The following is a 23,446-nucleotide window of genomic DNA, read 5'->3' on the forward strand; positions in this document are numbered from 1 at the left end:
AAACAATGGTTTAGGACGTAAATATGATACTGACAGCGTTGATTGATAATACTCGATTAGATGAGAGAACAGATCTTAAGGTTGAAAGAGGCTTATCCTTTCATATAAAAACGATGGGGCAACAAATTCTTTTTGATGCGGGTAGCAGCAGTGCTTTTTGTGATAATGCCATTCTATTAAATATTAAAATAGAAGAGGTAGATGCCGCAATTATTTCGCACCGTCATCATGATCACTGTAATGGCGTCACTCATTTCCTTGATCGAAATTGTAAGGCACCGGTCTATTTCCGTGAATGTACGGAAACTGATTATAGGTTCAAGGCGTTTGGTTTCAAAAGTAACGTAGGCCTTGACAAAACACTATTAAAAAAATCGGGTGATCGCTTCATCTTCATTAATAAAATGACTGAGATACGACCCAATGTTTTTATTATTACAAGCTTGAGCCGTAAGTATGAACAGCCCAAAGGTAATAAATATCTCTTTACTGATTCAGGTGATGGCTGTAAACCCGACACCTTTGATCATGAATTACTTTTAGTCATCAAAGAAGAGGATGGTCTTATCATATTTACTGGTTGTGCTCATAGCGGAGTGCTCAATATGATTGAAACGGCGACTGAACAGTTCCCAAACACTAGAATTAAGGCTGTCGTCGGTGGGTTTCATTTGGTCGGATTACCTTTATTTAATAGCATTGGTGGAACAAAGAAAGACATTGAGTCAATGGGTGAAACCATGCTCACTTATCCCATCGATAAGTTCTATACTGGGCATTGTACAGGTATGAAAGCCTATCAAATATTAAAAGGCGTACTCGGTGATTCTCTTGAACACTTTCCAACAGGGCGCAGTGTGGTCATTTGATGATAAACAGGCTTACCGTGTTGAACCTAGCGATAAGGCTTAAATTTCCTTACCAAGCTTACTGGGTAACACTATCGAATGGCACAAGATTCTCAACCATTAGTGTTCAGAAACACCTTGAGCTACACGATCAATGACGTGCTTTGTTGTTAATCAAGATAGATCATCAATGATCCGTTCAGGTAAGGCCATGATAAGGTTTCCCCATCTCACTCAAAGCTTGTTGAGTCTCTAGCCAACCTAGTTTCAGAAAATACTGGCCCTTCTGAGGGGATTAGCCTGCCTTTCGACAGGCCTTTTTCCTTTCTTGTCATCTTGGTTTCGCAGGGAATGATATTCTGCCTATCCGATAAGGGGCTCAGCGAATATGGTCTGTGCCCTCGTTCGTTTTGTTTGAAATGGCGCATTTTTTGATGTTCTACCTTCCCGCATTACTGGGTGTCCATCACTGGCGTTAAATGGGTGCACTTGCTCAAGCGGGCCATTTGAAGTACCGCTCCGCCCAAAGCGATGGCGGCAAGTAGGAAACCATATTGTGTTAGGCCATAGTGACTGAGAAAAGCGATCACAACATAGCTAAGGCTTTGGACCATGGTAGCAAACATCTGTAACCCACCCTCAACTCGGCCTCTTTGTTCAATTTTTATGGTGTGATGCAGCCAGTTTGTTCGAGCGATTCTATTCATAGCGTTAAAGGTGCCAAAAAACAGTATAAAAATCATTAAGTAGGCGGGGGTGGCACAAAAGCTCATTCCCAAGAGCATGGCACAGGACAAGCCCATGGAATACAACATGGTGACTTGGAGGGGCAACAGTTTGAGTACTCGTGAAACCAACACGCCAGTAAAGAGCGAACCGATCCCGAAGGCGATATAATAGCCGGAAAACCAGCTTCCAGATATGCCCATTTCTGAGAACCAGATAGGGACGAGTTTGCTTAAAAAAGTGGCAACAGGGTAGCTGATTGCGGATAACATGACGAAGGCGTAAAACTGGGGGGTCTGGCCAAAAATGTGTTTGCTTTCTTTGATTTGAGCAATAGAAGAGCCTTGCTTGGGGGGCCGAAGCTGTTGTCTGTACGGCGTCAACAGGTAGCTTAATGTTGATAGGCCTGAAGCGAGAGTGGCAAAGGCGGAAAACTCTAGCATTCCCCATGTTTGCAACAGGACCACCCCGAGTGCCCCAGCACCTAATGTCGTCACTTGCATAATAATTTCTTGTTTACCTGAGATATCTGCATACTCGTGAGGGTCATAGTTTTCTTGGGTGAAGGCGTTGTTTGTCTGCCAGCCCAGATTACTTGATATCCAGAAAATCAACTGGGCTGAGCTCAGTAGCCATAAGGAATCAGCACCAAACAAAGTCGTGATTAAAACCAAACCAGCCGTGATGGCTTGAAGTCCCTGAACCAAGACTAAGATGGACTTTCGTGAACGCCTATCGATTAACACTGAAAAGACTGGGGTAAGGAGAAAAGACATCAATGTACAAGATAAGGCGAGTAGAGCGACAAAGGCGCCTCTTCCTGGTGTGGTTAACATGATCCAAGGTAATGCCATCATAAACAGTCCTGATGACATGCCATCAAAGAACCGACCACTTAGGTAGGGAATCGTTCTACTTTTTAACCTTGCCAACATGTTTCTTGTCCTTATCTGTGCATACGAATGTCCGACACTCTAAAACCTAAACTTAACTTGAGGTAAAGCGTTTTTTTGAGGTATTCTAGAATGGCGATCAACGGCGTTGTTTTCTCAAACAGGCGTATCTCGATAGTAATCATTCAATTAAGGAAACGAGCTTATGGAAATGTCCGTCGGGCAAGTGGCTAAACGGGCGGGAATCAAGGTGTCTGCTTTGCATTTCTATGAGCAGAAAGGCTTAATTTTCAGCTGGCGAAATCAGGGGAATCAGCGTCGTTATCATCGTAGTGTTATTCGGCGTATCGCGGTGATTAGAGCGGCTCAAGAAGTGGGGTTAACGCTTGACGACATTGCCCAGAGCTTGTCTGAGTTGCCTCAGCATCAGGCGCCAAATCGTGAGCAGTGGCAACGCATGGCGGTTGGCTGGCAAGACAGGCTTGAGCATCGAATGCGTCAGCTCAGTGCGCTTAAAGATAATTTGGGCGGATGCATAGGTTGCGGTTGTTTATCCTTGGACTCATGCGTTCTGTATAATCCAAAGGATATCCGAGCAGAGACATTTAAAGGCAAAACCATGCTGACCCACCCAGAAGAATGGTCAACCCAAGGACAAGGCGAAGGTAAGCAGTAAAGGTAAGGTAAAGAGACTGAAAAAATTACCAAATAACACCATTGACGCTACGTTTTGGGGCTCGATATGGAAACGTTCAGCGAAAAGGTAGTTCATCACCGCCGGAGGTAGCATGGTAAATAACACCATCATTTGCAGTTGGTTGGCTGGCAAAGGAACCCACAGATAAATAAGGCCGAATGCAACGGCACCTGTCAGCAGTGACTGAACGGTGCAGGCTATGCCTATTTTTAAACCGCTTGTGCGCATGTGACACATCTGGGCACCGAGTGAAAGCAACATCACCGGTACGGCGGCTTGTCCGAGTAAAGCGGTTGCCCGATACAAGGGTTGCCAGATCTCAACATTGATGAGATTAAGAGTGAGAGCGGCGGCGGCGGCCAGAAAAATCGGCATACGAAGAACGTGTTTGAGAAGATTCCCAGAGCTAAGCAGCGCCAAGCCCAAACTGACGTGAATACAGGCAGAAATCACAAAAAGCAAAACAGCGGGCGCGAGGGCGCTGTCACCAAACGTATAGGTAAACAGTGGGATAGCAAGGTTGCCGCTGTTGCGAAACATATGAGGTGGGCCCCACGCTTTAAAGCGCAAACCCAATAGTCTGCATGTCGGCCACATCAAAATACCAGGCAGCAATATGGCAATCAGAGCAGCGCTGAGTAAAGGCAATTGCTGTGTGTCCAGCGGCATAGTGACCAGTGATGAAAATACCAAAGCAGGCGTGAATGCGTCCATATTGATCCGATTGATCGGACGAAAATCAGGGTTTAGCCATTGACCAACCAAAAAACCGACTAGGACTAACGCAAAAACAGGGAACAGAATTCCAGCAATCTGATCAAACATAATTCTCTCAATGACGGGTTCTTATCTTCAATCTATCCTATTTATCTGTGGAAAAATAGCCTATTTTCGGGCGACGGTGGCGGACCCAAGACAAACTTGTTATGGCATTGGGTTTTCATGTATTGTGACGAATACTTGCTTTGACGTTGATCTCTGTGTGTCGGCCACCGTAAGTGTAAAGATGAGGCAAACCTGCATCGAATTTCTCAGGTGGGTAGACTATCTTAAAGGCGATTATGAAAGATAAAACGTTTAGTAAGGCCCAGTTATTGGCGCTAGATACGCGGAAACGAGCGCATCTCGTCAACAGCTTGTCGGGGTTTAAAAGTGCCAATCTCATCGGAACAAAAAGTCGGTCGGGACAGGTCAATCTAGCCATTGTCAGTTCTGTCATCCATTTGGGTTCCAATCCACCTCTACTGGGTTTTATTTCTCGTCCTCCTCAGAGCGAACGCCATACGCTAGAAAATATCAACGAAACGGGTTGTTTTACGATCAACTCTGTTCATTCAGAGATCGTGAGTGCGGCCCATCAAACGTCTGCGAGATACGCGCGAGATCAAAGCGAATTTGATGAAACGGGATTAACCCCCTATTTCTGTGAGCCCTTTTTTGCGCCGTTCGTACTCGAAAGCCCGATAAAAATCGGACTGAAGTTGCGAGAGCAAACACAACTTTCATGTAACGGAACGTCCCTGATTATCGGTGAAATTGAGACTCTACTGCTGCCCGACCATGTGGTCCAGCCTGATGGTTATATTGATATGGAGGCCATGGATTTGGTGACTATTTCAGGGTTGGATAGCTATCATGTGACACAAAGATTGTATCGACTGAGCTACGCCAAAACGTCGTCTGAGCTTCATCCGCTGACTCGCGAAGGAGACCCTTCCTCATGGGCAGCAATCAAAGCAGAAATTGACTAACGTGATGTTCAGAAAGCGTACACGATTCCCTATGTAGTGAAGTAGAGTGTCACCGCGCGAGCCCATCATTGGATAGCATAATTTAGGTCAATAAATGACTTTTATATTACTATATCCTATGTATAATCATGCGCTTTTATAACTTATCTATCAGTTATTGGAGTCGTCATGTTTAAAAGCTCTAGCATTAGTGTGATGGTCCTGATCGCACTTGCAGGTTGTCAGAGCACAGAAAAATCTGTCAGCAAAGATCAATACAACCTCAACAAACCGTCGGGCATTGAAGTCAATGAAATGACCTTTAGCGTAGACTTTGCTCAGCCAGAGACCTTAATCACATCCATCGATTACGTGTCAGTGCAAGAATCCAAAGGTCAGGCTCAATACTTGGCATTGAAAGAAAAATGGTCAAAAGATCAGATTGAAGCTCGGAACAAACAATTAGGCTCTATGTACCAAAATGGCACCTTTATTGTTCGTGTTTACGGTGAGACGATTAACTCTGTTAGCCGTGACTTTTATCAGGTTGACTTAATTCAGCAAGGCGACGTTATTCAAACCGGCGTTTTTGACGCGGTTGGAGATGTGCCAAGTATGGATTACCCGTCGCGACTGTGGCGAAACGATTCAAAACTGGCGACTTACGGTCTAGATACCAGCCAACCATTTAATATTCGAGTGATGTTTGGCGATCAGATTGCGAACTATCAGTACTCGCCAGAGCTTAAAGGCTAAACGCAGCCTTTTGCCACTCAATCATCAACGATATGGGAGAGTGGTTGCTCTCTCCAAACATCATGGATTGATGTTTAAACACATCCATTTTGTGCAAAAGATCTTATTTTTCAAATTAAAAGCATTTGTTGGATTCTTACCATCCTTTCATTCGCACGGTGACAAACTGCTAATCTCCTCACTGAACGGGTTAAACTGGGGTAATTTTTCGATCGGGTTGAGCGGTTAACTGTGATCTAGATTCGCTTTTTCTTACTCATCCCTCTTTTCTACGCCTTTACAATGAATTTTGTAGGATGAGGAAAATAATGGCATTGAAAAGATAACGTTAGCTTGTTGCGATGTGATGAGTCTAAGACGCCACCTCGCTGTCTTAAACTTAAGTCTCAATCAGGTACAATAATGAACATCAAGCTAACAAAACTGAGTCCTTTGATCGTTATTTTCGGCTTTCTTACTGGTTGTCATGATGCGTTAAAATTCAACGTGGCGGGCGAGCAAATTGAAAACGCCATACAGTGGGGGAATCGTTCAGGTCATCGTGCAAGAGAAACGCATTCACTACTTAATCAGGCGTTAACGATGAGCGAGGGTCGTGCCATGGCGTCGGTTACTCGGCCTCAACACGCTGTGATTTATTATCGCAGAGACGATGGGGACTACCGTGGTTGGGGGCTCCACTTGTGGAATAATCGTCCCTGTCATGCGGCTGCGGCGGAGGCTCTGCAAGGCGTTGACTGGGAGAGCCCTTATCATTGGCAAGAACTCGACCCTTTATATGGTGCGAAATTTGTGGTTCCCTTGGACTCATCTCAGGGGAGCTGTCTGAATTTTATTGTCCATAAGGGAGACGACAAAGCGCTCGGCGCTGATGATTTGAGAGTCGAGTTCGACAAGGGCGATACAGTTTACACTCGCCATGGCAGTGCTGAGTTTACGTATTCAGAGCCAAGTTTAAAGCTCGCAGGCGCAGCCGCGCATTGGTTAAGCCATAACGATGTTGCTTGGTTTGAGCATGACGATGCCGCCAGTTATCAATTTTGGAGCCGTAAAGAGGGTCATGGAGAATTCAGTGATGGGGAACCCTTTCACCGTTACGATCTAATCTTGGCCGGTAGAATGACTCATTCAAACTTTCCCCACCTTAATGGTCGAGCCAAATTTTTTCTCAATGTTGACGCTGATGTAGCGAAAAACTTGTTAAAGGGCCAGTTGATTGCGGTGGCTTTAGATATCAATGGACAGCCTATTTTGGCGACGCGAATTCAGATACCGGGGGTGGTGGACGATCTTTATACGGCAGGAGAAAATGATGCTGATGAGGCGAGACTGGGCAGTTGGGTAGAAGGAGAACAATCCCACTTTGCGATTTGGTCGCCGACTGCGCAAGCGGTTGAGCTGTATCTATACGATCAAGATAAAACACGACTGACCCGCTCACCTATTGTTATGACACAAGATAATGCGACTGGGATTTGGCATCATCAAGCTTCGTCTGGGTTAACCAATGTGTTTTACCGCTACCGGATTAAAGCCTTTCATCCGCAAACGGATCAGGTTGAATGGATGATGACAACCGATCCTTATTCTCTGTCTTTAAGTACCTCAAGCTTATACTCACAACTGGTGGATCTTGACGATCCGCAAAGCAAACCTTTGGGGTGGGACGAGCATCAGATACCCACGTTGGCCAAACCTGAAGACCATATTATCTACGAATTACACGTTCGCGATTTTAGCCTGAGTGATAGCCAAGGGCGGCCAGAAAATAACGGTAAGTATTTGGCATTTCTCGAACAAGAGCGAGACAGCGTTCAGCACCTATTGGAATTGAAAGCGGCAGGATTGACCACGATCCATTTATTGCCGACTTACGATCTCGCCTCAATCGATGAAGAACAAGGAAAGCGCGTCAATTTGAGTGACAGTGTGGGCAAACTCTGCCGGATCAATCCGGATGCAGCGCTGTGTTCAGGTGGTGTATCTCAGGAGGCGACTCTCGTGTCTTTATTGGCGCAAGCCGACCCCGCGAGCGGTGATGCTCAGTCAATCATGGCTGACATCCGGCCATTAGACAGCTTTAACTGGGGTTATGACCCGTTTCATTACACGGTACCTGAAGGCAGTTACGCGACCTTCAGTGATGGGGTTTCAAGAATTAGAGAGTATCGCCAAATGGTACAACAGCTTCATAACATGGGCTTTCGCGTGGTCCAAGATGTGGTGTACAACCATACCTTTGCTTCAGGGTTGGAGGCTAAATCGGTGCTCGATAAAGCCGTGCCAGGCTACTACCATCGCCTAAACCCTTTGACTGGAGACATAGAGAATTCAACGTGTTGCGATAACACGGCGTCCGAACACCGTATGTTTGAAAAACTGATGGTTGATAGTGTGGTCACTTGGGCAAGGGATTACAAAGTCGATGGTTTTCGTTTTGACTTGATGGGGCATGTGATGAAATCCAGCATGCTTGAAGCTTACAAAAAGACCAAGCAGGTTGATGAAGATACTTGGTTTTATGGGGAAGGGTGGAATTTTGGGGAGGTGGCAAATGGTCAGCGAGGTGAGCATGCCACTCAGTGGGCAATGGCAGGTACTGGCATAGGGACTTACAACGATCGTCTGCGTGATGGTGTACGTGGTGGTGGTCCATTCGACAGTGGCGAGGCGCTATTGAAAAATCCGGGTTTTGCCAATGCAGGAACCCGGTTTAGCGACGCTCTCAAGTCGAAAATGGACCTGATTCGCTATGGGATGGCTGGCAATTTGCAAAACTACCTTCTTACCACCTATATGGGCGAGCGAGTTTATGGGAGAGATTACGTTTATGGGGGACAGGGAGCGGCTTACGCCCTAGATCCACAGGAATCGATCAATTATGTTTCCAAGCATGATAATCAGACGCTTTGGGACTTCAATCAGTATAAAGCAACAGCGAGCGTGACACCCAAACAACGAGCAAGAATGCAAGTTATTGGCCTTTCAACCATATTACTGGGTCAAGGCGTTCCTTTCATCCATATGGGGTCTGAACTCCTGCGTTCCAAGTCAATGGAGCGTGACAGTTATGATAGCGGCGACTGGTATAACAAGGTTGATTTTTCCAAGCAAGGCAACAACTGGAATGTGGGCCTACCTCGTGCGGATAAAGATCGAGCGAATTGGCCAGCGATCCAATCCATTATCAGTAACCCCAACACTCAAGTGAGCGCTCAACATATTGAGTGGACAGACAGTATGGTTAAAGATTTGATAACGATCCGCTCACACTCGCCCTTGTTGCGCTTGGGCAGTGAAGATCACATCCTCAAACGGGTCCGTTTTCATAACACTGGCCAAACAGCGCAACCAGGTCTGATCGTGATGTCTGTCGATGATGGTGTGAGTTCCGGTCAAGACCTTGACCCTCAGTTTGATGCGGTCTTGGTTGCGATCAATGCCCACCTTGAGGCACAGACAATCACTATCCCGAACGCGGAGCATTTTACTTTGCATCCGGTACATGGGAGCTCTTCAGACGCAGGCCTGAAGCAAGCCAAATTTGAACGTGGTGCATTCCGTATTCCCCCCCTTACCGCAGCCGTTTTTGTGCAGCAACAACATCGCACTCAGGGGCAGGGAATGCTGTCTGACTAAATGGCGTGAGCGGCAACCGTTGCAGAGGAGCGCGTGCTGATAGGGGCGTGCTCCACAGGCGAGAAAGACGCCGCGCCCGCGCTTCATTGCGAATATCGTACTGATTTATAATGCTTAATTCTAATAGAGTTGGATTGCTTTTCTAAAAATTATCCAGAGAATTCGACGGTGCCTGACTGGAAAGAGGATTGACTTTTTTATAGAATCCGACTAATTGTTAATATGCAAACTAACTCTTATTGATATAATAAATAGCAACGTCAGGAGCTGCCCATGGTAGACCAAATAAATTTTTATGAGCCCGATGAAGCGTATGGATTTCTTTCAAATTTCTGTCACGCACCCATCGATGTTGATGGCCATATTTGGCCAACGAGTGAACACTACTATCAAGCTCAAAAGTTCTCAGATCCTCTTATAAAAAAAGAGATCCAACACTGTTCAACGCCCGATTTGGCTTTTTCGTTGAGCCGAAAACATCAAGATAAAGTTCGTTCTCAATGGGAGGACGAGCGTCTTAACGTGATGAAGTTTATCGTCACTGAAAAGTTTACGCAAAACTCTCAACTCGCTTTCCAACTGATTGAAACAGGAGAATCCTTACTGATAGAGCACTCTCTATATGATGGTTTTTGGGGGGATGGAGAAAATGGGAGGGGAGAAAATCAACTCGGTAAGATATTGATGGATTTACGAACGCAGCTTCGCAACAGTGAGCCGTACAATCTGGTGCAGTTTGTTGATAGTGCGAAACTGCCCACCAAGTGGGGTACGTTTCATATGTATGGGTTCTTTGAGGAAAAGACAGGCAAAGAACACCTCGCTTTGGTCTACGGAGATTTGAGTTCGGTCAAGGACCCGCTGATACGTTTGCACTCAGAGTGTTTGACAGGGGATGCGTTGTTTAGTCAACGGTGTGACTGTGGTTTTCAGCTTGACCGCGCGTTAAAAAATATTGCTGAAGAAGGGACCGGAGTCTTACTGTATCTTCGCCAAGAAGGCCGGGGTATTGGTCTTCTCAACAAGATACGAGCGTATCATTTGCAAGATGATGGAGCAGACACGGTTGAGGCTAACGAGCGTTTGGGCTTTGCTGCCGATTTGAGGGATTATCGTTTTTGCAAAGGGATGCTCTGTTATTTGGGGGTAAAATCGGTGCGTTTAATGACCAATAACCCATTTAAAGTTCAGGCTCTAGAACGAGCAAATATTCATGTTGCGGAGCGAGTCGCACTTCAGGAAGGTTGCAACCCCGATAATTTGGACTATTTAAAAACCAAAGTGGCTAAATTAGGCCACCTTCTTGATGAAGAATTCATCAAGTAACCCATAGGGAAAACCTTCACTGTGGCGACAGAATCGCGACAGTGAAGGTATGACCGTTTCAATCTACATAAATGGGTAGGTGTTATTGACAACCTACCCGTATTGCCTAAATATACTTGGCGATGATAGTGTCCAGTTTACCTTGAGTTTTTAATTCTTTTAATCGTTGATTAATAAAAGCTTGGACCGACTTATCCATTTCAGGTGAAAATGCCAAGTGAATAGGGTAATCCGGAATCAGTTTACTCAAAGAATGTTTATTGAATTGGCTGTCATCTTGCTCGAGTTTTGATAGGTTATAGGAAATCCGTGATTCCATTTCAACAAACGCCAGTTCGCCTGGATTTCGGTTCAGGACGCGAAATGCAGATTGGTAGGTCTTGACGCGCATTTCCGTCATGTCACCGTTGGCAAAATAAGGTTTCAATTCCGGATAATCAAACCCCATCAACAAGACAATGACTTTACCATTCAGATCTGAGATGTCAGAAAAATTGACTGGATTTTTGCTACTCGAAAGAAGCGAGTGCCTTACGGTATAAATGGGTACATCAGATAAATTTTCTGATTGAACCTTTCCCCATTTCGGGCTGCCGTAAGTCACCCAGTTTTCAGCATCTCCACGCTCAAGAATGGAAATCATTCGGTTGAATGGGTAAGTATGGTAGTTAACGTCGTAATCACTGTCTTTGAAGACTTCAGCGACAATATCGCTGACGATACCTGAGTGCGAGCTCCCTTTCGTTTCAATTTGAAACGGTTTGGCTTGCTCAGAGATAACATAATAGTTGACGTCAACAGAATCGGCGAAACACGTAAGGGAAGTGAACGCACTAAGCAGGGTAATTTGTTGTTTCCAATTCATTTTGGCTCCACATTTACTAATCTTTTAATCGGGCTATATTTATAGTAGTAGGCATTTAATTAGAGTCTAGTTTCATATGAGAAGTGCGGACAAAGACAAACCATACCTCAGTATTAACAAACAGTTGGTGACCGCTGTCGTAATACTCAGTGTTATCCTCGCACTAGCAGGAACAATCTACAACTTGTATCAAAACTTTAAGCAAGATTTGACCAATCTTGATGTTGTTTTGAACAACATCAAACACAGTCAGCTCCCCAGCCTTACTGCAAGTCTGTGGGTTGAAGACAGAGGGTTACTCAACGCGCAAGTTGAAGGCTTGATGACCTTACCCGGTGTCGACTTTGTCTCCATCAAAGATCAAGATACGGCCATCATAGAAAGAGGCCAAAGATTGGCGAGTGATCATATCACGCAAGTTTGGCCAATGGAGTACGCGGTAGGAGACAAAACGTATTTGTTGGGCCACTTGACGGTCCAATCTGATCTCACGCCCGTATACAGTGATCTGTGGCAAACGTTTCTCCATCTTCTGCTAGCAGAAAATGTACGTACGGTTGTGTTCGTGACGACGATGCTATTTCTGGTCTGGCATTTGCTCATCAAACCCGTTGTTTTGATGGCTGAAATGGTGACGGATTTTGAAGATAAAGATAAATTAGGCAGAATCACACTGCCTCGACGTTGGTTTCAAGACGAAATTTCCTGTTTGGCGGACAAATTTAATCAATCAAATGAACATATTGAACAACATTATTTTGATTTGTCAGATGCGAAAGATCAGGCTGAAATGGCCAACAGAAGAAAAAGTGAATTTCTTGCCAATATGAGCCATGAAATTCGCACTCCAATGAATGGGATTATTGGGGTCTCTTCACTTATGGAAGATCTTGACCTCAATGAAACCCAGATGAATCACTTGCGGATGATCCAGCAGTCGTCTGAAGATATGTTGGTGATCATCAATGATATATTGGATATCTCAAAAATTGAAGCGGGCCGTGTAGAACTGGAAATGATTCCATTTGATTTTCAAAGTTTAGTCTCTGAACTTGAGCAATTATATCAAATAACAGCAAACAGAAAACAATTAAAGATGCTGGTGGAATGTGACGAAATGGTTCCTAATCAGTTGGTTGGCGATCCGATTCATCTTAAGCAAATCTTCAATAACTTACTCAGTAATGCGTTTAAGTTCACGCATTTTGGTGCGGTAAAATTGCAGATAACTTATGAACCTCAAGTGCTTACCGTTGAAGTCTCTGACACGGGCATCGGTATTCGTGAAGAGAGCGTTTCAATGATTTTTGAAAAATTTCATCAGGTCGATGGCAGTACCACCCGAGAATACGGAGGGACGGGTCTTGGCCTCGCGATTACTAAGAATTTGGTGGAGTTAATGGGCGGCCATATTAGCGTTTCCAGCCAAGAAGGCATGGGCAGTCGTTTCCGCTTCTCAATACCGTGTCAACCTGCCAATGTACCCAAAGAGCCGACGGTCACTTGGCAGCCGATGGTTGTTCAGCCGATGGTCGTCGATGCGCCGCTGACTCACTCGAGTGACGGCACTCAGATTCTGGTTGTCGAAGATAATCAGGTTAACCAAACCGTGATGATACAATTGCTGAAAAAGCTCAAGTTACAGTGTGATGTGGCAGAAAATGGTAAGGTCGCATTAGAGTTATTCAGTCAGCATCATTACGATGTGATTCTCATGGATTGCCATATGCCCGTTATGGATGGGTTTATTGCCACTCAGAGAATTCGGAAACTGTCCGATTGGGGCCAACGCGTACCGATTATCGCAGTGACGGCGAATGTGTTAGAAGAAGACAAGCAGCGCTGCTTTGCCGCGGGAATGACGGACTTCATCGCGAAGCCTCTCAAATCCAATGCCTTGAAAAACATGCTGGGTCGCTATATTGATTTGGCCGTCGAGCAAGCCCAGTCATCATGAGCCTTGGTTGTCCGTCATCAGATCCATCGTACTTTGCGCAGGCCAGCCGATAATGTGAGGTTGTGAACAGTTTGGCATTGCTTGGCTGACCAACCTTCTGGTTCACAAGGCGCTTTCGCCTCCTTATTAGTGAAAACTGATAGGCAAGTAGAAATCCAACTCAAATTGCTCATCTTCATTGAGGAAATGGTTCTTGTGGTAGTGAGCGTACGCTGGTGTTGAGCCTAGCTTAAAGCCTGATTCGGGCAGCCACTGCTCCAGTATCTTGCTAATGTGAGGCAACAGATCACCATAGGTACCATTTAAACGAAACAGAGCATGAAGCCCTCCGGGTATGACCAACTGATTCACCACCCCTCTGACTTTAATTGGCGTCTCGATTTCAATACACGCGACATAGCGGCATTGCGTCAGCTCGACTAGGGCGGGATTAGAGTGATGCAACCCGAATTGAATCGATGGATTTCTTTGCTCACTTTTGGCCCAGTTTGTCAGCACTCGCCACACATTTTTTACCGTTCTGCTATAGCCGACATGGCGCATATACGCCACTAGGCGATCGGGCGCATTAATGATCTTAGGGGTGGGTAGAGGTTTGAGTGCGACTCTTCGATAGCCCGCGGCGATTTCAGGATCTTTTAAGTACGGTTTGGCCGTATTTTGTTGTTCATGCTTTCTCCATTGCCCAGGAGAAACGGCAAAAGTGGCTTTGAATGCCTGGCTGAAGGATGAAACTGAGCTAAAACCGCTTTTATTCGCAACCTCTAATACGGACGACTGTGGGTCAAACATTAATTGATTGGCCGCGTATTCCATTCGTGTTCGCCGAATATACTGATGAATCGATTCCCCCACAACCTGCTTGAATATTCGATGAAAGTGCTGCTCCGAATAAGCGGCAATATCCGCAAGGGACTTGGCCTCCATGGGTTTCGCGATATCTTTGTGAATATAGTAAAGGACGTCATTAATACGGATGTTGTGCTGTTGGCTCATTCAAAAATTAGCATAAATGGACATGATGAACAGCATAAATGGACATGTTGATTTGTGCAATCAGTTATACACTTGCTTGGTGCCCGAAAAGACGGCATGTTAATTTTCTTATTCAGGAACCCTTATGGAAATCGCTCGCGCATTACAGCAAGTCCCCTCTTCTTACATCCGTGAAATTCTTGCTGCGGCCTCGGATGAAAATGTTATTTCACTGGCCGGTGGGTTGCCTGATAAAAGTACCTTCCCGATCGAGTTGATGAAACAGACCTTAACCGATCTTGCGTCCATGCCTGAGGTCTTTCAATACGGTGCAACAGCGGGTTATCAGCCACTCATCGATTTCCTTCATGAGTACTTTTCTCTGCCTTCATCTCACGGTGCGATGGTCTGTACTGGTTCACAGCAGGGGCTGGATTTAATTGCACGAGCTTACGTGAATCCGGGTGACCAAGTGGTGATGGAAGCCCCGAGTTACCTTGGTGCAATGCAGGTATTTGGACTCGCTGGAGCTGATATTATCACGGTGGAGCAAAACCAAGCTGGGCCTGATTTGGATTCGCTTGAGGCGTGTTTTGCTCAACAATCGCCCAAGATGTTTTATGCGGTGCCTGATTTCCATAATCCGACAGGGGTGTGTTGGACTCTGGAGACGCGTAAAAAAGTTGGTGAACTTTGTCAGCGATATAATGTGGTGCTCATCGAGGATGCGCCGTATCGTGAGTTGCGTTTTTCGGGTGAGGCCCTGCCACTTGTCTCTGATTTTTGTTCAATGCACTCGATTGTATTACGTTCGTTTTCTAAAATCGCGTCTCCTGGCTTGCGAATTGGTATTGTCAGTGGTCAACATCGTGATTTAGAACCCTTGATAAAAATTAAACAAGGTGCGGATTTGCACTCCAGTATCCCAATGCAAGCCTTGCTTTTGGGCTTACTCAAACACCCAGAGTTTGAACAGCATATTGCAACGGTTAGGGCTTTATACCAGACTCGTTTCGAGGTGATGTTAACTCAACTTAACCAACAATTACCGGTGGGGTGTGAGGCTAAGCCTGTTGAAGGCGGAATGTTCATTTGGTTGACTCTACCGCCATGCGATACTTTTGCTGTCGCCAAATTATTGCTCAAGCAAGGGGTGGCTGTGGTTCCAAGCCCGGTATTTTATCCTGATGCCAATCAGGCCAGAGCCGCATTAAGGCTCAACTTCACCAATGCCACCCCACAAGAGTTAAAAATTGCCATTGAACGCCTAGTGGCTGGGCTTAACCATTCTATTGAACAACCTGAATTGGCGAACATGTAATTGGCTCCCCCCACCTCTATTGCAAGGCATCGCAATAGGGGTGTTTTTTCTCCTCTAAGCCTTTCCCACCGACAATGGTCATCGTGCGCACTTCTATGTCCGACTTACTCGCGGCGAGGGTGATTGGCGGACGCGAATTGAGAAACTCGTTGCCTAATTCACGGTCCAAGATCGGGGCCAACCGAGATTACTCCTCTACTTCTATTGATAGCTGTGTTAGCATTTAGGTGATGTACCTCACAAATCATCATTGAAATGTGAGATAAATACATGCTATTTGCTGACAAATAGCCTTAACAGAAGTGAATTTTTGCATGTCTAATATGACTCAGGCAGTGAGCCGAACGACCCCTTGTTCTGCTGACTATTCTGACGGTCCATCTACCCTGTCAACATCGGGTGTCATTCATAAACTACAACTTAATAACCCGGTTTTTTGGCTTAGCGGCAGTTTTCTGATGGGCTTTGTCTTATTGGCAATGTTCAATACGCCAATGTTAACCGAACTCGTCCAAGACGGTTTTTCTTTTTCCGTAAAGTACTTCGGCGCCTATTGGCAAGTATTGTTACTGGTCAATTTTGTGATTGGACTTTATTTGGCGATCTCGCGTACCGGGTGTGTAAGGTTAGGTGGGTTATCATCGCCGGATGTGACTGGTTTTAAATGGCTTTCCATCGTTCTTTGTACCTTGCTTGCAGGCGGTGGGGTTTTTTGGGCCGCGGCTGAGCCCATTGCTCACTTTGTATCAGCGCCACCTTTTTTTGGTCAAAGCTCGCCCAAGACGGCGGCGATCAATGCGTTATCACAATCTTTTATGCATTGGGGTTTTTTAGCGTGGGCGATCTTAGGCTGCCTGTCGTCTATCGTTTTAATGCATCTTCATTATGACAAAGGTTTACCACTCAAACCACGAACGTTGGTTTATCCGGTGTTTGGGGATAAGGCGATTAATGGTTGGCTTGGTGATGTGGTTGATGCTTGTTGTGTGATCGCCGTGGCGGCGGGGACCATTGGCCCAATTGGCTTTCTTGGTTTACAAATCAGTTATGCATTGAATACCCTTTTTGATATCCCCGATACTTTGATGACACAGGCTTCTGTGGTGGTGTTTGCGATGTTGGCTTACACCCTTTCTGCGTTGAGTGGTGTGAGTCGCGGAATACAAATTATCAGCCGCTATAACATTATACTGTCTGTATTTTTGATAGGTTTTATTCTGGTCTGTGGCCCGACAAACTTTATCGTTGATGGATACCTTCAGGGTGTTGGGCGGTTGGTGGACAATTTTGTTCCAATGGCTTTGTTTCGTGGTGATACAGGTTGGTTGAGTTGGTGGACGGTGTTTTTCTGGGGATGGTTTATTGGCTATGGACCGATGATGGCCATTTTTATTGCCCGCATTTCCAGAGGGCGCACCATCAGACAACTTATTTTGTCGATCAGCATCGCCGCTCCCTTAATTACCTGCTTTTGGTTCAGTGTGGTTGGTGGAAGTGGTCTGGCGTTTGAATTGAATCATCCGGGCTCAATTTCTGAGGCTTTTGAAGGGTTCAACCTTCCGGCCGTATTGCTTGCGATCACCAGCCAACTGCCTTTCCCTACGGTGATTGCAGTGTTGTTTTTAATCTTGACCACGACTTTCATCGTGACCACGGGTGACTCGATGACCTATACCATCAGTACCGTGATGACAGGGGAAAAAGAGCCGAACGCAATCATTCGTGTTTTCTGGGGGGTTATGATGAGCGTCGTGGCGATTGCGTTGATTGCTCTTGGCGAGGGTGGTGTGTCGTCGTTACAATCTTTTATTGTGATCACGGCTGTGCCGGTGTCTTTTGTGTTGTTGCCTAGCTTATGGCAAGGGCCGAAAGTGGCGCACCAAATGGCCATCGATCAAGGCATCACCAAACCAGACTCATTATAGACAATACCGGGCTGGGATCATTTTCGGCCCGGATCTCTTCAGCGTTCTTTCCCCAATCCCACCAATTACCTGATGACACTGGACGGATTCAGTGTTTCAGATGCCACCTTTTATCTCTCGCGGTCATTCACCTTGACCATCCTTTCTCCTAGATAACGGATTTGCAAATTACAAATAAAATCGCAATATGCAACCATTATATGCATATAGTGGCTATTTGTGTGGTGTTGTTTGCAACAGAGGTCTAAATATGGCGTTTTATAGATTGGCACGTTATTTGTAAAGGTAATGTTAATATCGACATTTTAGCTTGGGGCCATTCCGCGTAAGGCTATTGAATTGTCTGAATATTATGCCATAGGTGAATGCAAGGCGCTGCGTGATAATGTGGACTACACTCTTATGGTACCCCAATGGCCCAAACAGTGGCGACAAAAGAACAGCAATTGGCATAACACCCGAAGCGACAGAGGCTAGCCATGGAAATGATAGAACTTATCTACGTCAGTAAAGCGACCAACAGGTTTAATCAAGAGCAACTGGAAGCACTTTTATCGACGGCCCGTAAGAATAACACATCTTCAGACATTACAGGTTTGCTGCTTTACGATGGTTATGGGACCTTTATCCAAGTGCTTGAAGGGCCAGAAGATCAGGTTGAAGCGTTATTTAATAAAATAAAAAAAGATTCACGCCATGGCAATGTCAATCGAATAGGCTTTCATCGCATCAGTGGTCGAAGCTTTTCCGAATGGAAAATGGGTTTTAAAGTTTTAGACCAACATTCGGGCTCGTCAGTGACGGGTTATAGCGATTTTTTAGCCCACAGGGAAGACCCAGATTACTTGGTCAACAATCAAAGTTTTGCATTACGAATGGTCAAACACTTTGCCCAAAGCACGGAGAGAGGTTAGTTCATGTTATCTAAAATAACGATTGCTCAGAAAGTTTACTTGCTCGGCCTGATGCAGTTGCTTGCCATGCTGATTATGGGTGGGTTTGCTCTGCAACAAATGAACAAAATAGGGATAGAATTGGTCGATATTGCTGAAGAAGATATTCCTTTGACACGCATGATGACAGTACTTGCCGAGCATCAACTTGAACAGGCGATCTTGTTCGAACGGGCTTTGGTCAAAGCGATTCGGGTTGAACAAGGGCTGGAATTGATGAGTAACTTCAATGCTGCAAAAGACAAAGTTCATAATTTAACCGTTAAAACCAACAAAGAAATTGTTGAGGTTGAAGAATTTATTCAACAGGCTATCCCAAAATTGCACTCTCAAGCGGCAGTGGATGAATTTAAAGGGCTACTCAGTAGTCTCAAACGGGTTGAAAAATCCTACTTAACGTTGGTTTCTGAAGTAGACGAAGTGATGGCGTTTGGTAGCGCGGGTAAGATTAACGAGATGTTGGACTTATCGAAAAAAGTGGAAGCCCATGAGGATGAGATAGACCATGCGCTGATCGCTATATTGGATGAGGTTCAAGCCTTCACGCTGGCAAGTGCACTTCAAGCAGAAGCAGATGAAAAATTCGCAATTAAGTGGATGACAGTGATTGCGGGGGTCTCCATCGCGTTGGGGGTTATCATGCCGATACTGATCAGCCGTGCCATTCGTACACCTCTGCTCGTGCTGATTGACAGGCTCAAACAAGTCGCGGACGGAGACGGAGATTTGACGGTTAGGTTAGATGCGTCATCGCGTGATGAGACTGGGACCGTCGCGGGGGCATTTAATAAATTTCTTGGTGTTCTCATGGCAACCATTACCAAAATCAATTCTCAGGCTGAAGAACTGGGCGAGTCCTCTGAGGTTGCAGTGGCCGCGATGCAACGGACGTTACACAATGTTGAAAAACAGCGCTGCGATATAGAGCAAGTCGCCACGGCCATCAATCAGATGAACGCCACCACTCAAGAGGTCGCCAACAGTACGGCGAATGCGTCATCCGTTACCGACGAAGTGAAAAAGCGGGTGATGGAAGGCCAGCATGAGGCGGAAGAAACTCAGCAAGTCATTCAGGAGCTCGCCAACGAAGTGACGACGTCATCCGGTGTTATTGAAAACCTCGTCTCTGAAACCAACAACATTGGACAAGTGTTGGAATCAATTCAAGGTATCGCTGAGCAAACCAACCTATTGGCCCTCAACGCGGCGATTGAAGCAGCACGGGCTGGTGAAACTGGGCGTGGTTTTGCCGTGGTTGCGGATGAGGTACGTTCACTGGCTCAACGCACTCAGGAAGCAACGGTGGATATTCAGCAACTGGTCGATCGATTACAGTCTGAGGCACGTAATGCGGTCACCAGTATGAAGAAGGGGACAGACACCGCTAAGCTCTGTTTATCCAAGAGTTCAGAGTCTGCCAACACCTTCTTACTCGCGGCTGAATCGGTGAGCCAGATCGCTGGCCTCAATCTACAAATTGCGGCGGCTGCGGAGCAGCAATCAACCGTGGCACAGGATCTAGATAACAATCTGACCAATATTAAAACGTTGGCCGAAGAAACGGCCCAAGAAACCAAAAACACGGCTCAAGCCAGTGAAACCATCGCCATGAATGTGATTGACTTGCACAAAAACCTGAATAAGTTTCAGGTCTAATGCTCGTGCCCTTGCCTTCAGGCGTTTTTGTATTTATGTAACAGCGGTAGTGGGATATGGCAGTAATCATCTGGATAGAGAGTCAGCCGGTCTTGATGGACACTATCGCTTGGGACATAGCGGGATAAGGGCAGCACCTCAACTTGAATCTTACAGTTATTCGGCTGGCGTCCAATATACGCTTGTGCGTGCTCAAGATGCTTAGGGTTTAGGCTATAAACGCCAGAACGATACTTCTCACCAATGTCGTCACCTTGTTTGTTGATGCTGTAGGGATCAATAATTTCAAAAAAATAATCCATAAGCTGGTCAACAGAAACGGCTTGAGGATCAAAACGTGTGAGGACACATTCCGCATAACCATCATAGTGATCTAGCCGATAATAGCAGCGGCCATTCGCTCTTCCTGCCTGTGTTGACAACACGCCTGGGAGGTGCCTGATAAACTCCTGAACGCCCCACAAACAACCGCCAGCAAAATACATTTCTTCCATTTTAATGCCTCTACCTATGTGCAGGCCTCAATTAAAGCAAAATAGGGCTTAAAGTGCTACGAACATTGGTGGTGAAACTGCTGTGATTCAAGCTTAAAACAGCACCAGCCGGATGAGCATTGACACGCAGGCCAGTGCCGTCACGCTCGCAAGCCATAGTAAAATAAACCAGCTCAACTGCTTCATCAATGGTAGCCCTCACCGTGCTTCAATTTACCTCTGAACACCCAATAAGAGTAGGCACTATAGGCAATGATCATGGGTAATAAAAACACGGTCCCAGCCAGCAAAAAAGCGAGGCTGGAATCGGGGGCGGCGACTTGTCTGTAAGTGAGTGAGAACGGCACCAGATAGGGGAATGTACTGACCGCAAATCCAATGGCGGACACAACAAACAAACCGATAGCGAACCCATACGCTCTGAGGGCCTTATGAGCTAAGAGCGATGAAAAAAGCTGCCAAATACAGTACCCTGCTATGATCGGAATCATAATAAAGACCAACGCATTGGGTAGACTAAACCAGCGTTCAAAGATCACTGAACTGCTCAGAGGTAGCCACAGGCTAACAACAGCAATGCATGAAACCATTGCTATCCCCCAGCGCTTGGCAATGGTGTAATAACGGTTAACCAGATCTTCTGGGAGTTTGATGATTAACCAGCAGGCCCCCAACAGAACGTAAGCACAAATAAGAGCCAGAGCACAAAAAACACTCAATGGGCTTAGCCAGTCAAACCAGCCGCCAGCGTATGCTCGTCCTTCAACCTCAATCCCCTGAAGCAAAGCCCCAAGCATAATGCCTTGCATTGCGGTCGCCATCAAAGAGCCGAGAAAGAAGGCGCCGTCCCACAAAAATTTGCCCCGCTTGGTACGGAATCGATACTCAAAAGAAACGCCTCTTAAAATCAACCCCAATAACATGAGAATCAATGGGCCATAAAGGGCTGGCATGACCACCGAATAGGCGAGAGGAAACACGGCAAACAAGCCGCCTCCGCCGAGAACCAGCCAAGTTTCGTTGCCATCCCAAACCGGAGCAATGCTGTTCATCATTAGATCACGTTCATTTTCACTGAGTGCGCTGGGATACAAAATACCAATCCCTAAGTCAAAGCCATCCAGCACAACGTAAATCAAGACGGCGAGTCCAATGATGCCATACCAAATTAATGCGTAATCCATGGTGTCGCCCCTTAACTTAAGTGATTGGAATGAGAGACCGGTGGGCTGTCTGTCCCGTCAGGTAATCGACTATTCAGCGTTTGCTCATAACGGGTTGGCGATTTGCGCATCAAACGCAGTAAATAGAAAAAGCCAGCGCCAAACACGACAAAGTACACCAAAACAAATGCTGTCAAAGAGACGCTGATTGCTGCTGCGTCTATGGGGGAGGCGGATTCGGCCGTGGTTAACAATCCGTAAATCGTGTAAGGCTGGCGGCCCACTTCAGTGGTGATCCAGCCGGCAAGAACCGCAATAAAACCAGCGGGCCCGAAGGCAATACACAAGCGGTGGAACCAAGGTGTGTGATAGAGCGCCTGTTTTTTTCTCAACCAAAGGCTCCACATTCCAATGAATAACATCCCGAATCCAATACCCACCATGATCCTAAAACTCCAAAAAACAATCGTGACAGGCGGGTGTTTGTCAGCAGGAAACGCATCGAGCCCTTTGACTTCTCCGTCCCAGCTATGGGTTAAGATCAGGCTGCCAAGATGGGGAATGGCCACTTCAAAATCCACCCGTTGCTCCTCATCATTGGGCAAACCGAATAAAATCAAGGGTGCCCCCTTGTGAGATTGGTAATGGCCTTCCATGGCGGCAATCTTAGCGGGCTGGTGCTCAAGGGTGTTGAGGCCATGAAAGTCCCCTGCCAATATCTGGATTGGGGTAACAATGGCCGCCATCCACATGGCCATAGAGAACATCGTCCTTGCCAGAGGATTCCGAGGAGCACTGAGCAGATGGTAAGCGCCGACGGCCGCGACAACAAAGGCCGTTGTAAGATAAGCAGCCAGTAACATATGAACGAGCCGATACGGAAACGAAGGGTTAAAGACAATCTCAAACCAACTTTCGGGGATAAACTGCCCAGCGTCATTGATAGAAAAGCCCGCCGGGGTCTGCATCCAACTGTTCACAGACAAGATCCAAAATGCCGAAAGAAAGGTGCCGAACGCAACAACGCACGTCGCCGCAAAATGCAATTTTTTCCCAACGCGCTCCATCCCGAATAACATAACGCCAAGAAACCCAGCCTCGAGAAAAAAGGCGGTAAACACCTCGTATCCCATGAGAGGGCCAAGTACCGGTCCAGTCTTGTCTGCGAAGACGCTCCAATTGGTTCCGAATTGGTAACTTAGTACGATGCCACTGACGACGCCCATCCCAAAACTGATGGCAAAGATCTTGATCCAGTACTTGTAAAGTTGAAGAAATTTCTCATCATTTGTTTTCAACCACAAACCTTCCAGAACCGCCAAATAACTGGCTAACCCGATGGTAAAAGCGGGGAAAATAATGTGGAAGGAGACTGTAAAAGCAAACTGAAATCTCGCTAAATCGACCGCTAACGTTTCCATAGCACACTCTTATTGATGACCGTAACTTTCATACGGTTCGGAATGCTTGGTTGTTCAAAAAATCATCGCTTTCGAACTGTGCCAAACCTGCTCAATGATCG

At 46.1% G+C, this 23,446-nt stretch carries 19 protein-coding genes and 1 pseudogene; 11 read left to right on the plus strand and 9 right to left on the minus strand.

What is annotated here, in order from left to right:
- Positions 1-23 precede the first annotated feature (23 nt).
- Positions 24-869, plus strand: a complete 846-nt coding sequence (locus tag HLM86_RS08790; RefSeq protein WP_076590190.1) for an MBL fold metallo-hydrolase — start codon at positions 24-26, stop codon at positions 867-869.
- A 431-nt stretch (positions 870-1,300) separates the two neighbouring features.
- Here the strand turns inward: HLM86_RS08790 and HLM86_RS08795 are convergent, their stop codons facing one another.
- Positions 1,301-2,509, minus strand: a complete 1,209-nt coding sequence (locus HLM86_RS08795; RefSeq protein WP_170882614.1) for an MFS transporter — start codon at positions 2,507-2,509, stop codon at positions 1,301-1,303.
- 163 nt (positions 2,510-2,672) lie between these two features.
- On the opposite strand from HLM86_RS08795, the gene soxR reads away from it, so the two are divergent.
- Positions 2,673-3,143, plus strand: coding sequence for a redox-sensitive transcriptional activator SoxR (gene soxR / locus HLM86_RS08800; protein ID WP_170882615.1), 471 nt, complete (start codon positions 2,673-2,675; stop codon positions 3,141-3,143).
- On the opposite strand, the gene HLM86_RS08805 is transcribed toward soxR, so the two are convergent.
- Positions 3,111-3,989 carry an AEC family transporter gene (locus HLM86_RS08805; RefSeq protein ID WP_076590187.1) on the minus strand — a complete coding sequence of 293 codons (879 nt, stop codon included), beginning with the start codon at positions 3,987-3,989 and terminating at the stop codon, positions 3,111-3,113. The genes soxR and HLM86_RS08805 overlap by 33 nt on opposite strands.
- A gap of 236 nt (positions 3,990-4,225) precedes the next feature.
- Between HLM86_RS08805 and HLM86_RS08810 the strand changes: the two genes are divergently transcribed.
- The 4 genes and pseudogenes from HLM86_RS08810 (at position 4,226) to ribA (ending at position 10,615) form a co-directional block, all read left to right on the plus strand.
- A complete protein-coding gene (locus HLM86_RS08810) occupies positions 4,226-4,915 on the plus strand; it encodes a flavin reductase family protein (protein ID WP_076590186.1) in 690 nt (229 codons plus the stop codon).
- A gap of 168 nt (positions 4,916-5,083) precedes the next feature.
- Positions 5,084-5,650 carry a hypothetical protein gene (locus HLM86_RS08815; protein WP_170882616.1) on the plus strand — a complete coding sequence of 189 codons (567 nt, stop codon included), beginning with the start codon at positions 5,084-5,086 and terminating at the stop codon, positions 5,648-5,650.
- A gap of 606 nt (positions 5,651-6,256) precedes the next feature.
- A pseudogene (gene pulA / locus HLM86_RS08820) lies at positions 6,257-9,286 on the plus strand (pullulanase-type alpha-1,6-glucosidase); the annotation flags it as partial.
- Between the two features lie 276 nt (positions 9,287-9,562).
- A complete protein-coding gene (gene ribA, locus HLM86_RS08825) occupies positions 9,563-10,615 on the plus strand; it encodes a GTP cyclohydrolase II (protein WP_076590184.1) in 1,053 nt (350 codons plus the stop codon).
- A 106-nt stretch (positions 10,616-10,721) separates the two neighbouring features.
- Here the strand turns inward: ribA and HLM86_RS08830 are convergent, their stop codons facing one another.
- Complete coding sequence (locus HLM86_RS08830; RefSeq protein ID WP_170882618.1) at positions 10,722-11,480, minus strand: substrate-binding periplasmic protein; 759 nt, start codon at positions 11,478-11,480, stop codon at positions 10,722-10,724.
- A 76-nt stretch (positions 11,481-11,556) separates the two neighbouring features.
- Here HLM86_RS08830 and HLM86_RS08835 point away from each other — a divergent pair, with 76 nt between their 5' ends.
- The gene (locus tag HLM86_RS08835; protein WP_170882619.1) at positions 11,557-13,437 is read left to right on the plus strand and encodes an ATP-binding protein; all 1,881 of its coding nucleotides are present in this window, start codon (positions 11,557-11,559) and stop codon (positions 13,435-13,437) included.
- A gap of 126 nt (positions 13,438-13,563) precedes the next feature.
- Here the strand turns inward: HLM86_RS08835 and HLM86_RS08840 are convergent, their stop codons facing one another.
- Complete coding sequence (locus HLM86_RS08840) at positions 13,564-14,433, minus strand: AraC family transcriptional regulator (RefSeq protein WP_170882620.1); 870 nt, start codon at positions 14,431-14,433, stop codon at positions 13,564-13,566.
- Positions 14,434-14,557: 124 nt separating this feature from the next.
- On the opposite strand from HLM86_RS08840, the gene HLM86_RS08845 reads away from it, so the two are divergent.
- The gene (locus tag HLM86_RS08845) at positions 14,558-15,733 is read left to right on the plus strand and encodes an aminotransferase-like domain-containing protein (RefSeq protein WP_170882621.1); all 1,176 of its coding nucleotides are present in this window, start codon (positions 14,558-14,560) and stop codon (positions 15,731-15,733) included.
- 16 nt (positions 15,734-15,749) lie between these two features.
- Here the strand turns inward: HLM86_RS08845 and HLM86_RS08850 are convergent, their stop codons facing one another.
- A complete protein-coding gene (locus tag HLM86_RS08850; protein WP_170882622.1) occupies positions 15,750-15,914 on the minus strand; it encodes a hypothetical protein in 165 nt (54 codons plus the stop codon).
- Between the two features lie 133 nt (positions 15,915-16,047).
- Here HLM86_RS08850 and HLM86_RS08855 point away from each other — a divergent pair, with 133 nt between their 5' ends.
- The 3 genes from HLM86_RS08855 (at position 16,048) to HLM86_RS08865 (ending at position 20,267) form a co-directional block, all read left to right on the plus strand.
- A complete protein-coding gene (locus tag HLM86_RS08855) occupies positions 16,048-17,658 on the plus strand; it encodes a BCCT family transporter (RefSeq protein WP_076590179.1) in 1,611 nt (536 codons plus the stop codon).
- Positions 17,659-18,137: 479 nt separating this feature from the next.
- The gene (locus HLM86_RS08860) at positions 18,138-18,572 is read left to right on the plus strand and encodes a BLUF domain-containing protein (protein ID WP_076590178.1); all 435 of its coding nucleotides are present in this window, start codon (positions 18,138-18,140) and stop codon (positions 18,570-18,572) included.
- Between the two features lie 3 nt (positions 18,573-18,575).
- The gene (locus HLM86_RS08865; protein WP_170882623.1) at positions 18,576-20,267 is read left to right on the plus strand and encodes a methyl-accepting chemotaxis protein; all 1,692 of its coding nucleotides are present in this window, start codon (positions 18,576-18,578) and stop codon (positions 20,265-20,267) included.
- 17 nt (positions 20,268-20,284) lie between these two features.
- Here HLM86_RS08865 and HLM86_RS08870 read toward each other — a convergent pair whose 3' ends face one another.
- The 4 genes from HLM86_RS08870 to HLM86_RS08885 form a co-directional block, all read right to left on the minus strand.
- Positions 20,285-20,761 (minus strand): peptide-methionine (S)-S-oxide reductase, encoded by a 477-nt coding sequence (locus HLM86_RS08870; RefSeq protein WP_076590177.1) that lies wholly within the window; start codon positions 20,759-20,761, stop codon positions 20,285-20,287.
- Between the two features lie 93 nt (positions 20,762-20,854).
- The gene (locus HLM86_RS20425) at positions 20,855-20,947 is read right to left on the minus strand and encodes a DUF2474 family protein (RefSeq protein ID WP_076590176.1); all 93 of its coding nucleotides are present in this window, start codon (positions 20,945-20,947) and stop codon (positions 20,855-20,857) included.
- A complete protein-coding gene (gene cydB / locus HLM86_RS08880; protein WP_076590175.1) occupies positions 20,947-21,945 on the minus strand; it encodes a cytochrome d ubiquinol oxidase subunit II in 999 nt (332 codons plus the stop codon). Before cydB ends, HLM86_RS20425 begins: the two co-directional genes overlap by 1 nt.
- An 11-nt stretch (positions 21,946-21,956) precedes the next feature.
- Entirely contained in the window at positions 21,957-23,345 is a 1,389-nt protein-coding gene (locus tag HLM86_RS08885; RefSeq protein WP_170882624.1) for a cytochrome ubiquinol oxidase subunit I, read from the minus strand.
- Positions 23,346-23,446: the final 101 nt, after the last annotated feature.

The sequence above is a fragment of the Vibrio ostreicida genome, assembly GCF_013074385.2.
Classification (GTDB): Bacteria; Pseudomonadota; Gammaproteobacteria; order Enterobacterales; family Vibrionaceae; genus Vibrio; species Vibrio ostreicida.

Excerpts from the sequence above, each read along its gene's own strand:
- HLM86_RS08790 (WP_076590190.1), top strand. The coding sequence starts at position 24 with ATGATACTGACAGCGTTGATTGATAATACTCGATTAGATGAGAGAACA.
- HLM86_RS08795 (WP_170882614.1), bottom strand. The coding sequence starts at position 2,509 with ATGTTGGCAAGGTTAAAAAGTAGAACGATTCCCTACCTAAGTGGTCGG.
- soxR (WP_170882615.1), top strand. The coding sequence starts at position 2,673 with ATGGAAATGTCCGTCGGGCAAGTGGCTAAACGGGCGGGAATCAAGGTG.
- HLM86_RS08805 (WP_076590187.1), bottom strand. The coding sequence starts at position 3,989 with ATGTTTGATCAGATTGCTGGAATTCTGTTCCCTGTTTTTGCGTTAGTC.
- HLM86_RS08810 (WP_076590186.1), top strand. The coding sequence starts at position 4,226 with ATGAAAGATAAAACGTTTAGTAAGGCCCAGTTATTGGCGCTAGATACG.
- HLM86_RS08815 (WP_170882616.1), top strand. The coding sequence starts at position 5,084 with ATGTTTAAAAGCTCTAGCATTAGTGTGATGGTCCTGATCGCACTTGCA.
- ribA (WP_076590184.1), top strand. The coding sequence starts at position 9,563 with ATGGTAGACCAAATAAATTTTTATGAGCCCGATGAAGCGTATGGATTT.
- HLM86_RS08830 (WP_170882618.1), bottom strand. The coding sequence starts at position 11,480 with ATGAATTGGAAACAACAAATTACCCTGCTTAGTGCGTTCACTTCCCTT.
- HLM86_RS08835 (WP_170882619.1), top strand. The coding sequence starts at position 11,557 with ATGAGAAGTGCGGACAAAGACAAACCATACCTCAGTATTAACAAACAG.
- HLM86_RS08840 (WP_170882620.1), bottom strand. The coding sequence starts at position 14,433 with ATGAGCCAACAGCACAACATCCGTATTAATGACGTCCTTTACTATATT.
- HLM86_RS08845 (WP_170882621.1), top strand. The coding sequence starts at position 14,558 with ATGGAAATCGCTCGCGCATTACAGCAAGTCCCCTCTTCTTACATCCGT.
- HLM86_RS08855 (WP_076590179.1), top strand. The coding sequence starts at position 16,048 with ATGTCTAATATGACTCAGGCAGTGAGCCGAACGACCCCTTGTTCTGCT.
- HLM86_RS08860 (WP_076590178.1), top strand. The coding sequence starts at position 18,138 with ATGGAAATGATAGAACTTATCTACGTCAGTAAAGCGACCAACAGGTTT.
- HLM86_RS08865 (WP_170882623.1), top strand. The coding sequence starts at position 18,576 with ATGTTATCTAAAATAACGATTGCTCAGAAAGTTTACTTGCTCGGCCTG.
- HLM86_RS08870 (WP_076590177.1), bottom strand. The coding sequence starts at position 20,761 with ATGGAAGAAATGTATTTTGCTGGCGGTTGTTTGTGGGGCGTTCAGGAG.
- HLM86_RS20425 (WP_076590176.1), bottom strand. The coding sequence starts at position 20,947 with ATGAAGCAGTTGAGCTGGTTTATTTTACTATGGCTTGCGAGCGTGACG.
- cydB (WP_076590175.1), bottom strand. The coding sequence starts at position 21,945 with ATGGATTACGCATTAATTTGGTATGGCATCATTGGACTCGCCGTCTTG.
- HLM86_RS08885 (WP_170882624.1), bottom strand. The coding sequence starts at position 23,345 with ATGGAAACGTTAGCGGTCGATTTAGCGAGATTTCAGTTTGCTTTTACA.